Annotated in this window: 10 protein-coding genes and 1 pseudogene; 7 read left to right on the top strand and 4 right to left on the bottom strand. The window is 63.0% G+C overall.

Annotation, left to right across the window (positions count from 1 at the left end; all coding sequences use genetic code 11):
• The 7 genes and pseudogenes from RB623_RS04090 to RB623_RS04060 form a co-directional block, all read left to right on the top strand.
• Positions 1-387, top strand: a 387-nt coding sequence (locus RB623_RS04090) for an integrase core domain-containing protein (protein WP_308055468.1), incomplete at its 5' end; no start/stop codon positions are given.
• A pseudogene (locus RB623_RS04085) lies at positions 383-787 on the top strand (ATP-binding protein); the annotation flags it as partial. The gene RB623_RS04090 and the pseudogene RB623_RS04085, both read left to right, overlap by 5 nt.
• Positions 788-1,139: 352 nt before the next feature.
• On the top strand, positions 1,140-2,507 hold the full coding sequence (locus tag RB623_RS04080) for an aminotransferase (RefSeq protein WP_308055467.1): 1,368 nt from the start codon (positions 1,140-1,142) through the stop codon (positions 2,505-2,507).
• Positions 2,508-2,586: 79 nt separating this feature from the next.
• Positions 2,587-3,465 carry a xanthine dehydrogenase family protein subunit M gene (locus RB623_RS04075; RefSeq protein WP_308055466.1) on the top strand — a complete coding sequence of 293 codons (879 nt, stop codon included), beginning with the start codon at positions 2,587-2,589 and terminating at the stop codon, positions 3,463-3,465.
• Positions 3,462-3,956: a 2Fe-2S iron-sulfur cluster-binding protein gene (locus RB623_RS04070; RefSeq protein WP_308055465.1), complete on the top strand. Its 495-nt coding sequence runs from the start codon at positions 3,462-3,464 to the stop codon at positions 3,954-3,956. Before RB623_RS04075 ends, RB623_RS04070 begins: the two co-directional genes overlap by 4 nt.
• Positions 3,950-6,217, top strand: a complete 2,268-nt coding sequence (locus tag RB623_RS04065; protein WP_308055464.1) for a xanthine dehydrogenase family protein molybdopterin-binding subunit — start codon at positions 3,950-3,952, stop codon at positions 6,215-6,217. Before RB623_RS04070 ends, RB623_RS04065 begins: the two co-directional genes overlap by 7 nt.
• A gap of 118 nt (positions 6,218-6,335) precedes the next feature.
• A complete protein-coding gene (locus RB623_RS04060; protein WP_308055463.1) occupies positions 6,336-7,925 on the top strand; it encodes an ABC transporter substrate-binding protein in 1,590 nt (529 codons plus the stop codon).
• Between the two features lie 281 nt (positions 7,926-8,206).
• On the opposite strand, the gene RB623_RS04055 is transcribed toward RB623_RS04060, so the two are convergent.
• From RB623_RS04055 to RB623_RS04040, 4 genes are all read right to left on the bottom strand, one after another.
• Positions 8,207-9,442 carry a CoA transferase gene (locus tag RB623_RS04055; RefSeq protein WP_308055462.1) on the bottom strand — a complete coding sequence of 412 codons (1,236 nt, stop codon included), beginning with the start codon at positions 9,440-9,442 and terminating at the stop codon, positions 8,207-8,209.
• A 283-nt stretch (positions 9,443-9,725) separates the two neighbouring features.
• On the bottom strand, positions 9,726-11,315 hold the full coding sequence (locus tag RB623_RS04050; protein WP_308055461.1) for an FAD-dependent oxidoreductase: 1,590 nt from the start codon (positions 11,313-11,315) through the stop codon (positions 9,726-9,728).
• A 47-nt stretch (positions 11,316-11,362) separates the two neighbouring features.
• Positions 11,363-12,130 carry an amino acid ABC transporter ATP-binding protein gene (locus RB623_RS04045; RefSeq protein WP_308055460.1) on the bottom strand — a complete coding sequence of 256 codons (768 nt, stop codon included), beginning with the start codon at positions 12,128-12,130 and terminating at the stop codon, positions 11,363-11,365.
• Position 12,131: 1 nt separating this feature from the next.
• Positions 12,132-12,791 carry an amino acid ABC transporter permease gene (locus RB623_RS04040; protein WP_308055459.1) on the bottom strand — a complete coding sequence of 220 codons (660 nt, stop codon included), beginning with the start codon at positions 12,789-12,791 and terminating at the stop codon, positions 12,132-12,134.
• Between the last annotated feature and the right edge of the window lie 9 nt (positions 12,792-12,800).

Raw genomic sequence — 12,800 nt, 5'->3', positions numbered from 1 at the left:
AGAAAAGAAAGCGCCGTCGCCTTTCTCGAGGCGGCGAGCGCCTACTACGCCAGCCTCGGCGTTATCGTCACCCGCGTCATGACCGACAACGGCTCCTGCTACAGGTCGAAGGCTTTCGCCAAGGCATGCAAGAAGCTCGGCCTCAAGCACGTCCGCACCAAACCCTACACGCCCAAGACAAACGGCAAGGCCGAGCGCTTCATCCAGACAGCGCTCAGGGAATGGGCCTACGCCGTCGCATATCCAACTTCAAACCACCGAGCCGGTGAACTTCCCATCTGGCTTCACCGATACAATTGGCATCGCCCACATGGCAGCCTAAAGTCCAAAACACCAATCAGCCGCCTCGGACTAACCGAGGACAACCTCTTGAGGCTCCACAGCTAGGCTCGGTCACTCCGTGCTCTATGTGCGCGTACCCCGCCTGTTCGAGGACCTCGCGCTCGCCCGCCTCGATGGTTCCTTCCCCCGCCTCATCGACAAGCTCACCCGCGTCCAGTTGCTCATCCTCGACGACTTCGGCACCCACGCTCTCTCCGATCAGCAGCGCTTCCACCTCTTCGAAATCGTCGAGGAGCGTTATCAGAGAAAATCCACCCTGATCACCGCCCAAGTCCCCGTGGCAAGCTGGCACGATCTTATTGCCGACAGCACGGTCGCCGACGCCATACTCGACCGCATCGTACACAATGCACATCGCATCGCTCTCCAGGGCGAGAGCATGCGGAAGAAAAAAGCCACGCCCCTCTTGACCGACCCCGAGAACACCGAAATCAATCAGCACTGACAGCAACCAGGCTGCCGAGGACCAACCTCGTCAAACTGTCCGGACTTTTGTGAAAACGCTGTCCGGGAATTAGCGGAATCGCTGTCCAGCTTTTGCGAAGCGCGCACTATGCCAGCAAGGTCAACCGCGAAGCGGCGCGTTTAAACCCCTATTATTGCGACGGCATGAAACGTCCATCGGCTAATTGCCCCGGCTGACGATGTGACGTCGGGTTCAGCAGAGAACGCTCCCAGTACACAAAAAGCTAAATCATATAAATATTTTGTTGCCTTCTGAGGGACGGCCGCTATCATCGGCGGCGGTTTGGAGCAGCGGCCCTGCTCGTCGTTACGCGCCACAACGGGAGATTCCAATGAAACCCACTTGGCTTGCCGACCGCGATATCGCAAGCGTGATGCATCCTTATACCAACTTGAAGAAGCATCTCGACGTCGGGCCGGTGATGATCACCCGCGGTGAGGGCATCTATCTCTACGATGAGAATGACCGCGCCCTGCTCGACGGCGCAGCCGGCCAGTGGTGCTCCTCTCTCGGCTACGGCAAGGCCAACGCGCGCATCGCCAAGGTGGCGAGCGACGCGCTGATCGACCTACCCTATTCACACATCTTCCGGCACCAGTCGCACAAATCCGTGGTCGAGCTGTCCGAAAAGCTGCTCGCGCTCGCGCCGGTGCCGATGTCGAAAGTCATGCTGCAGTGCTCAGGCTCGGAAGCCAACGACACCGCCGTCAAGATGGTCTGGTACTATTGGGCCGGCCGCAACCAGCCGCAGCGCCGCAAGATCATCTCGCGGATGGGCAGCTATCACGGCTCGACCTGCGCCTCGCTCTCGCTGACCGGCAACACTGACTACTACCGTAGCTTCGGTCTGCCGCTCGATGGCTTCCTGAAGGTTTCCGGCCTGAACTACTACCGCACCGGCCTGCCCGGGGAGACGGAGGACCAGTTCACCGATCGCCTCGCCAAGGAGCTGGAGGACCTAATCGTCAAGGAAGGTCCCGATACCATCGCGGCCTTCTGGGCCGATCCCGTCCAGGGCAATGCGGGCGCCTTGCCGCCGCCGAAGGGGTATTTCGAGAAGGTCCAGAAGATCCTCAAGAAGTACGACATCGTTTTCGTGGTGGACGAGGTCATCTGCGGCTTCGGCCGCACCGGCGAATGGTGGGGCACGCAGCGCTACGGGCTGGAACCCGACATTATCACTTCGGCCAAGGGGCTCTCCTCGGCCATGCAGCCGATCTCGGCCGTGCTGGTAAACGAAAAGATCTTCAGTGTGATCGCTGCGGAAAGCGACCGTCTGGGTTCCTTCATTCACGGCTACACCTATGCCGGTCATCCCGTGACGACGGCCGTCACCGTCGAGGTCATCAAGGTGTACGAGGAACTCGACATCGTCGGGCATGTGAAGGGTCTGGAGCGCCAGTTCCAGGCGATCCTCGAGAGCTTCCGTGACCACCCGCTGATCGGTAATGTCTCCGGCGTCGGATTGCTGGGCGGTCTCGAAATGGTCAAGGACAAGGAAACGAAAACAGCCTTCCCGAAGGAATTTGGCCTCGCGCCGAAGATCGAGGCCGCTGGACGCTCGCACGGCGTGCTCGTGCGGGTGATCGCCGACCGTCTTGTCTTCGCGCCGCCGCTCATCATCACGGCGGAAGAGCTGGACAAGCTGGCGGCCGGCGCACGCGCCGCCCTCGACGACGTCTACGCCAGCATGGCCTGAACGCCGGCCACGCATCGCCCTCCGCACCTACCCAGGCGCGGAGGGTACAAGACTTCGGCAAGATCGCGGAACGACAAGCATGCCCCTCAACTTCCACAGACCCTCGTCGCTCCGCGAAGCGATGGACCTGAAGCAGGATCTGGGCGAGGCCTGCCATTTCCTGGCTGGCGGGACGGACCTTATGATCCAGCGCAACCGCGGCCGCAAGATCGTGGGCGCGGTCGTGGACCTGAGCCGCCTGCGCGGCCTCGACCGCATCGAACCGCTCGGCGACGGGTTGCGTATCGGCGCCCTTGCCCGGATGCGCGCGCTGGAAACCGATGAACGCGTGCGGATACTCGCCCCCGCGCTCGCCGAGGCAGCGCGCGTCGTGGGCGGGGCGCAGGTCCGCCATATGGCGACGCTCGGCGGCAACATCGCCAACGCCTCGCCGGCGGCCGACACCGTTCCGGTCCTGCTGGCCCTCGCGGCCTTTGTCGTCGTCCTCGGCCCGAACGGCGAGCGGCGTGTACCGATCGCGGAGCTCCTCGCCGGACGCGGCAGGACCACGCTTCAGGCGGCCGAGATCATCACCCATGTCGAACTTCCCCGACCGGCGCGCGGGAGCGCCTTCCTCAAGGCGGGACGGCGCAAGGCAATGGAGATCGCCGTTGTCAATGCAGCCGTCTCCTTGGAACTCGACGCCAAGGGCCTGATCCATGCCGCGCGGCTGGCGCTGGGTGCGGTGGCCGATCGCAGTCTCGTCGTCGCCGATGCCGAGGCCATGATGCGCGGTCAGGCGCCTTCGCCGGAACTCTTCAAGGCGGCCGCGACGCTGGCACGCGACGCAAGCCGCCCGATCTCAGATGTCCGCGCGTCGGCAGACTACCGCCGGCATCTGGCCAGCGTACTGACGGAACGTGCCTTGACCCTGGCGCACAAGCGCCTCGTTGCCGCGACCACTGGAATACCTGCATGAAAGCTCCCCTCACTCTCGACGTGAACGGAATGCGCCACGAGCTGGAAGTCTCGGGCGAGACGACGCTGTTGGACGCGCTACGCGAAGAGCTCGGACTTACGGGCACGAAGAAGAACTGCCTGGAAGCGGAGTGCGGTGTCTGCACCGTGCTGCTCGACGGCAAGGCGGTGAACTCCTGCATCCTTCTCGCCCATCAATGCGAGGGACGCAACATCACCACGGTCGAGGGACTGGCCCGGCCGGGCAGCCTGTCGCCACTACAGCAGGCCTTTATCCAGCACGGCGCGGTCCAGTGCGGCTTCTGCATCCCCGGCATGCTGGTCACGGCGCAATCCTATCTCGACGAACTCGACGGGCGCGCTCCGGATCGGGACGAGGTGCGCGAGGCAATCGCCGGGACCCTGTGCCGCTGTACCGGCTACTCCAAGATTGTGGACGCGATCGAGGCCGAGGCCCTTCGCCTCAACGCGGCGAGGTGGGAAGCATGCTGAAGAACTATCACGAACTTCTCGGGCAATCGCTGCCGCGGCTTGACGGCGAGCCGAAGGTGAACGGCTGGCACGTCTATGCCTCGGACGTGCGCTTGCCGGGCATGCTGGTGGGCCGTCTCCTGCGCAGTCCGCATCCCCACGCGGCAATCAGGCGGATAGACGTCTCGGCCGCGCTTGCAATCCCCGGCGTCTTCGGCGTGATCACCGCTGCCGACGTTCCGGACGTGCGCTTCGGCGTGCTCGTCAAGGACCAGACCCTTTTCGCCACGGACCGCGTGCGCTTCCATGGCCAGCCGGTGGCGGCGGTGGCCGCCCGCAACGAGGACATCGCGGAGCGCGCGCTGGCCGCCATCGTGGTTGACTATGAAGTCCTTGAGCCGATCGAGACCCTCGATCAGGCATTCGCTCCCGGTGCCACGCTGATCCATCTCGGCTGGGAGGGCTATGAGGCGAGCCCGGTCTGCGACCGGTCGGGAAATGTCTGTAACCATTCGCGCATCCACTATGGCGACGTCAAGGCGGCCTTGGCCAAGGCGCATCGCGTCTACGAGCACAGCTTCACCACGCCCCTGCAACATGCCGGCTATACCGAGCCGAGGACCTCGGTGGCGGCTTGGGACAGCAACGGCCTCGTCACGATCCACACCAACTGCCAGCTCCCTTTCGAGGTGCAACAGGTGGTCTCCGAGGTGATGCAGATTCCTCTGTCGTCCGTGCGGATCACCGTGCCGGGCATCGGCGGCGGTTTCGGCGGCAAGCTCCGGATCGGAATGGAACACTATGCGGCGGTTCTGGCACGGCATGTGGGCCGCCCCGTGCGCGTGTCGTGCACGACCGAGGAGGAGCTCATCGCCGCCCACCCGCGCCAGGCCGCGCATGTCACGGTCAAGACCGCCGTCGATCGGGAAGGCAAGCTTCTCGCCCGCGTCGCCCGCGCTCTTATCGATTGCGGCGCGCATGCAGGTTCCGGCCCAAGCGTCGCGGCGAACACGCTGCAGCTCCTGGCGGGGCCCTACGAGATCGAAGCCCTGGATGTCCAGGCCTACGCCGTCTACACGAACAAGGTCCCGACCGGCTCCTTCCGGGCGCCCTCCGGGCCGATGGCCAATCTCGCCGTCGAAAGCCAGATGGACATCATCGCCCGCGACCTCGGGCTCGATCCGCTGGAATTCCGCCTGAAAAACGTCTTCACCGAGAATTCGAAGGGACCTGTGGGTGAAAAGCTCGCCAGCGTCTCCATAGCCGAATGCCTCAACCGTGCCGCTGAAGCGATCGGCTGGGTGCGCGGCAATCCGGAAGCCAACCGCGGCAAGGGTATGGCCTGCGGATGGTGGCTGGTGGCGGGCATGTCGTCGGGCGTCGTGCTGCGGCTGAACGGCGACGGCACCGTCACAATGCAGAGCGGCGCGGTGGAGATCGGTACCGGCGCGCTCAGCGGGGCGGCGCAGATCCTCGCGGACGAACTCGGGCTCGCCCATTCCGACATCCACATCGCGATGGCCGACACCCAAACCTCGCCCTATGACTACGGTTCGCAGGGCAGCCGCACGCTGTTTAACGTCGGCAATGCGTGCCGCAACGCGGCCGAGGACTTCAAGGCCCAACTCAGGCAGATGGCGGGACGGATCTATGGCGTTCCGGTCGAAGAGGTGCAGATCCGCGACCGCGGCGTGGTCCTGCCCGACAAGCATGTGCCGATGGTGGAGATCGCCAAGATCGTGAATTTCCGCGAAGGCGGCCTTCTCGCGCGCGGAACGACCTTCACGCCGGGTCCGGCGTTCGACGCGTCGCGCGTAAAGAACCACACCCTTCCCGCATGGTCCAATCCCAGCTTCTTCGCTCACGCGGCCTCGGTCGACGTGGATGAAGAGACCGGCGAGATCACCATCCGGGACTATGTCGCGTGCCACGACGTCGGCTACGCCATGAATCCGGCGGCGGTCGAAGGCCAGATCCAGGGCGGTGTCACGCAAGCGCTCGGCCTGGCGCTGTCCGAAGAAATCATCTACCGGGACGGTATCGTGCAGAACGCCAACCTGACCGACTACAAGATGCCCACGGCGCAAGACGTGCCGGACATACGCTGCGTGCTGGTGGAGTCGCCCAGCGTCTCCGGCCCCCACGGCGTCAAGGGCATCGGCGAGCCCCCCTGCATCTGCCCCCCGGCTGCCGTTGCCAATGCGATCGCCACGGCCACGGGGCTCAGGATAACCTCGCTTCCGATCACGGCGGAGAAGATCGTGGCGGCACGCGCCGCCTGACGCGGCTGCCGCCCAATTCGCCCGCGAATCCCGACAACACTATAATTAATCTATAGCATTTCGCACCGTTGGACCGCCAGTCCGACCATTCGGACAATCCCTTGGGGAGTAACAACAGATGACAAAGAGCAGGGACGATTCCAGACATGACCCGCAGAGTGCGGGTCTTACGCGCCGGGCCCTGATGACGTCGTCACTTGCCGCCGGTGCAGTCCTCGGCCTGGGCGGCCCGGCTTCGCTTCTGGGCAGCAGCGCGCAGGCGGCGGAACCGAAGCGCGGTGGCATCCTCAAGATCGGCGTGAATGGTGGCGCAGCCACTGACCCGGTCGATCCGGCCGTCATCGCGTCGTCCCCTACGAGGCTGGTCACCCGCCAATGGGGAGACACGCTGGTAGAAGTTACGCCTGACCGCAAGGCCGTCGGCTTGCTTGCGGAGAGCTTCTCGTCCAACGCCGACGGCACCGAATGGACGTTCAACATCCGTCAGGGCGTGACGTTTCACGACGGCAGCGAATTGACGGCAGAGGATGTCGTCGCAACCTACAAGCGTCATTCGGACGAAGCATCGCAGTCGGCGGTCATGCCCCTCATGAAGGGCATCACCGAGATGAAGGCCGACGGTTCAAAGGTGGTCCTGAGGCTAGCCACCGCGAACGCCGACCTGCCGTACCTGCTTTCCGATTATCATCTGCCTATCCAGCCGCGGGGCGGCGTGGACGCGCCCGGGGCGACGATTGGGACGGGACCATACAAGGTCGTGTCTATCGAGCCCGGAATCCGGTACGTGCTCGAGAAGAACCAGGAGGACTGGAACCGAGACCGCGGCTACTACGACGGCCTGGAAATGCTCGTCATCAACGACTCGATGGCACGGACCTCTGCCCTGCAATCGGGCCAGATCCACATGGCAAACTACATCGATCCGAAGGTGGCGAAGTTCCTTGTCGCCGCCCCCGGCATCAAGGTGACGCAGACACCGAGCCGCGCTCATTACTGCTTCGAGGCAATGATCGACAAGCAGCCGTTCGGCAGCAAGGACCTGATACTTGCCCTCAAATATGCGCTGAACCGCCAGGAGATGCTGGACAAGATCCTTGGTGGATTCGGCTCGATCGGCAACGATATCCCCATCAATTCCGCCTATCCCCTCTTCGAAGAGAAGCTGGAACAGCGCCTATTCGACCTTGCCAAGGCCGCCGAACACTACAAGGCTTCAGGTCACGACGGCAGCCCCATCGAACTGCACGTGGCGGAGATCTTTCCGGGCGCGGTCGACATGGCGATGCTTTGGCAGGCTTCGTGTGCGCAGGCGGGCATTCCGCTCGCCGTAAAACGGGTTCCCGAGGACGGCTACTGGACACAGGTCTGGCTGTTCCAGCCTTTCGTGGCCGACTACCTGCTCGGCCGCCCCGTCCAGGACCAGCTGTATTCGATGTTCTTCCAGGCTGGCGCGGAATGGAATGCCTCGCATTTCGCCAATGCGGACTTCGACGCCCTCCTGCTTCAGGCCCGCGGGGAACTCGACGAGACCAAGCGCAAGGAGCTGTATGGGAAGATGGCGCGCATTCTCTGGGAGGAAGCGGCTGTCTTCATCCCCGTCTTCGCCGATTTCGTGAACGCTCATTCGGACAAGATCGCCGGATGGACGAGCAATCCGAACGACGAGCTGATGGGCGGTTTTGCGCCTTCGAGAACCTGGTTCGCGTGAGGTTCGTCGGCACTCCCTAAAATCTCCGATCCGCTGCAGGCCGGAGACTTCTATTGAGGTGTGATATGAGTGGCACTCACCAATAGCGTCGAGCGTGGTCCATGCGCCCGATACGGGCAGATATGCGTTCAGCCGATCGGTTCAGTGCACGCTGCACGCCAGAAAGTGGTCCCGTGTCGTGCCGATGTCGCACTGTGCCGGTGGAGCCCGCCACGGCATTCGACATCAAATAGGGCTTGGGCGCGCACCCAAGGCGCGGGCCGTCCCCAGCCGGCCGGGGATCAGATGACCCCCTGCTCTTTCAGCCGAACCACGTCGTCGGCGCTGTAGTCCAGCAATTCGGTAAGAACTTCCTCGTTGCTGGCGCCGAGTGGCAGGCTCGGTTCGATCGGCCGGCGCTCGATGCCCTCGAAGATCAGCGGGGAATTCTGCAGGACCACCTCGCCCATAGTCGGATGCTGCACGCGTTGCAGGCTGCCGCGCGCATGCATGTTCTCGTCCGTCATGACTTCACCGAGGGTGCGCACCGGAGCACATGGCACCGATGCGGCGAGCAGTCGTCTCGCCACCTCGGCCTTGGGCAGGTTCTTCGTCCAGGTTTCGATCAGCTCATCCACGAGCTCGAAATTCTTGACGCGCGCGGTCTTGCTGTTCAGCCGCGGATCGTCCTTCAGTTCCGGATGGCCGATGACGTCCAGGATCGCATGGAAGTGCCGGTCCCCCGGGGAATTGACGACTACATAGCCATCCGCCGTCGGGTAGGCGTTGTACGGGGAAATGCCGAGGCCTCCGTGGCGATTACCTGTGCGCTCCGGCGCCGCATCTCCGCGGGCGTGATACATGCCGAGGTTCGAGGCGAGGAAGGCGTAAGTCGCGTCCTGCATGGAGACTTCGACCACTTGACCCTTGCCGGTGCGCTCGCGGTTGTAGAGAGCCGTGATGATTGCCCCGTAGAGATGAACGCCGGCCGAGAAATCACAGACCGCGGCACCCGACTTGACCGGCGGCTGGTCCTGGAAGCCCGTCGAGTTGATGACGCCGCACATGGCCTGCATGACCAGATCCATCGCCGGGTAGTCGCGATAGGGGCCGGATTTGCCGTATCCCGAGCTCGAGCCGTAGATCAGGCGCGGGTTGATCTTTAGAAGTTCCTGCGCACCGACACCGAGACGCTCCATCACGCCGGGCGCAAAATTCTCGACCAGTATGTCCGCCTTGGCCACGAGACCCCTGAGGATATTCTTGCCCTCGTCGGTCTTCAGATTCAGCGTGACCGCCTTCTTGTTCGAATTCAGCATGGCGAAAGGCAGGTCCGCGCCGCCCAGATCTCCACGGCTGCGCAGATGCTCGCCGGTAAGCGGCTCGACCTTGATCACCTCCGCCCCCGCCATCGCCATCAGGAACGTGGCATAAGGCCCGTTGTAGACGTGCGAGAGGTCGATGACCCGCAATCCCGACAGGGGGTAGAGCGGCGCGGCGCCGCTGTGAGCAGAAACAGGTTCCGAATACGGCGACACGTCCAATTCCTCCCAGTTCTAAAAAAGGCCAGATAAAATATTCATATAGATGATTTATTCTTTTTGGTCCGGGATTCCAAGACAAAAATTAGGTTCATATTGCCTCACTGCATGCGGCAAACTTGCCGACGCTCATCTCCGTAAACCAGTCGGCGGACTTTCCCCTTGGGCCGCACAGAACCGCGGCTGTCAAGGACGTCACGACCGATCGACCAACCCGGTCGGCATGAAGGCCAGTTGAGCCCGTGCGCGGCGACGCGCAGGAGCGTCCGGCCGGGCGAAATCACGCGGCCGAATTTCTCCGTTGCACCAGGTCGAAATAGGCGCGCACCTCACTGTCGACCCTCTCAGGCGTCCAATCCGTGTATTCGCCAAGGATTTTCGCGACGGCGGTCGCGTATTCCCGCGCCATGTTCTCTCCCCAGCCGAGGCCGGTACGTCGAAAGAGGATGTCGTCGAGGGAACAGGCCTGCTCTGCCTCGATCGCATGGCGTATGTCCGAGACGCGTACGGCTGGCCCTTCGTTGGAAAGGAGCGGAGACGGGTCGTTCGACGGCGGCAGGTGCGCGGCAAAAGACAGCTTCTGCGGGCTGCCGCTCGGTTCGATGCGCTTGCGCACCGCCGTCACCGCGTCGCGTCCGGTCAGCCGGCTTCGCATGATGGTCGCACCGGTGAGCGCCAGGAAATTCGGCATGCCGTCATCCGTCAGGTCGTGGATCTCGCGCGACCAGGTGCCCTTCGGCACCGTCGGGTCATAGGTGCGCGGCCTCACGCCGGCCCAGGAGTAGACGACATCGGAGCGCTTGAGCGGAAGCCCCGGCATCATGCGGCGGGTGAGGTCCAGCATGAGCTCGATATCCTCCTCCGTGGGGTTGATATCGTCGAGATTACCCTTGAAGACCGTGTCCGTCGGGCCGATGTAGTGCAGCCCCCGCCAGGGAACGAGATAGAAGTGCTCCTTGTTGGCATCCTCAGTGAAGATGCCCTTGTCCTGAAGTTCCGGAGCGAGCCTGACCATGATGTGGACGCCCTTGGCGCCGGTGGTCAGACGGCGCGCCTTGTGGACGTTACTCATCCGGTTCACCTGGTCAACCCAGACACCCGCGAAGTTCATCACCAGCTTCGCACCGACCTTGATGGCTGGGGCGGCGCCATCGAGGCGGTCGGACAAGGTCAATTCCCAGCCGTCCCCCTTGCGGGTGTAGCCTTCCATGGCCGTGTAGTTGCGCACGGTGGCACCGAGCCGGCGCGCTTCCATCGCGCTGTCGACCACCACCCGCTCTGCCCAGTCGAACTGATATTCGCGAAACGAGGCACCGCCGACCAGCCTGTGGGAATCCCGCATCTGGGCCAGCAGCGGCGCCGTCCGAGCCTGCCTGGCGTTCAGACGCTGGTAATCTAGCGGCGGCCCCCCCTTGTTGAACCTCTTCAGGATGGCGAAGGCGACATCGATCTGCCAACCGCGGTAGGGGCTGTTGTCGAAGATCGGGAAATAGAAGGTGAATTTCTGCACGCGTTCGGGCGACGTTCCCGCGAACTCCGTGCGGCTGAGGGATTGTTCCCTGGCCGACTTCAGCGCCGCCTTGAACTTGCCGGGCTTGAACAAATACTCCCAGGGAGAGCTCGCCGGGGCGAGACCGGCCAGGCCGACATGGAGAAGCCGGCTGGAACGACTCGACGTGCCCGAGCCGAAGTCGTTCTTCTCGACGAGAAGGACCGAATAGCCTTCGGCCGCCAGGTGCTGGGCAGCGGCAGTGCCGTTGATGCCTCCGCCTATGACCACCACGTCGAAGGTCCGGCCATCGAGACCGGCGATGGGGTTCGGGATTGGCCTACACTCGGGAATCACGCTTTCAGGTATCGTGTTTGACATTGCCATATCCCGGTTCGTTTGATCCATTCGCCTCAGGGGCGTGTGCCTTATGCCTGTCGGAAATTGCTGAAGAACGATTGAGCCGACGGGTTCTTGGAGTGATCCATGACCTCGGCCGGCGAACCCTGTTCGACGATCTGGCCGTCGCGCATGAAGATCATCTTGTCGGCCACGTCGCGGGCGAACGACATCTCGTGGGTGACGATGATCATCGTCATGCCTTCTGCCGCCAGTTCCCGCATGACCGACAGCACCTCGCTCACCAGTTCCGGATCGAGGGCCGAGGTCGCTTCGTCGAAGAGCATCACGGCCGGCTCCATCGCCAGCGCCCGCGCGATCGCGACACGCTGCTTCTGTCCGCCCGACAGTTGGTTGGGCTTCGCGGCGGCCTTGTCCTGCAGTCCAACTTTGATGAGGAGTGCGCAGGCCTTTGCCTTGGCGGCTTCACGGCCCATTCCCTTGGCATAGCGCGGGCCTTCCATGACATTCTCGATCACGCTTAGGTGCGGAAAGAGATTGAAGTGCTGGAAGACCATTCCGGTATTGGCGCGGAAATTGGCTTGCGTCCGCGTGCCTGGGAGGCGCGCCCCGGGACCGAAAACGAAACGGTCGGAACCGATGCGCATTTCGCCCCGGTCAGGGATGACAAGGAGATTGAGGCAGCGCAGCAGAGTCGACTTGCCAGACCCCGACGGACCGACGAGCGCCACGACTTCGCCCTTGTCGATGCCCAGATCGATGCCCTTGAGAACGTGATGATCATCAAAGGATTTGTGGATACCGGAGACCGAGATCATTTGGGCATCGGCGCTCATGTCAGTACTCCTTGAGCCTGCGCTCCATAAACTTGGCGAGCGCCGTCAGCGGGAGAAGGATCGCCACGTAGATCAAGGCAACGGCGGTATAGACCTCCAGCGGCCTGTAGGTATCCATCGTCGCGCGCTGCGCCTGGTAGAGAATGTCCGGTACCGCCAGAATCGAGACCAAGGACGTGTTCTTGAACATCAGAATCGACTGATTCATGAGCGGCGGGATCATGCGCTTGAAGGCCTGCGGCAGGACGATGCGACGCATCACCCTGGATGGCGTCAGACCGAGCGCAAGTCCGGCCTCGGACTGTCCGGGATCTATAGAGACGATGCCGCCCCGGATCACCTCTGCATAAAAGGAACCCCCGTAGAGCGAGAGGCTCAGGACCGCCGCTGAGATCGCGCTCAACTCGACCCCGGACAGGATCGGCAGCGCGTAGTAGACCCAGACGAGCTGGACCAAAAGCGGCGTGGTGCGGAAGAACTCGATGTAGAGCCAGGACAACCAGCGAAGGATGCGGAATCGGGACAGCTGGCCGGCCGCCCCAAGAAGACCGCAGATCAGGCCTAGCACGATCACAGCCGCAGTGAGAGCGATCGAAACCCATATCCCCTCGAGGAACAGGAACCGATACTTCCATAGCGGACTGAAATCCCAGATATACATGCAATCAAT

Origin of the sequence: Mesorhizobium sp. LHD-90 (genome assembly GCF_030929505.1) — a bacterium.
In the GTDB taxonomy this organism is placed as follows: domain Bacteria; phylum Pseudomonadota; class Alphaproteobacteria; order Rhizobiales; family Rhizobiaceae; genus Kumtagia.
Note: the sequence above shows the minus strand (reverse complement) of the source record. Positions and strands in the feature narration are given on the sequence as shown.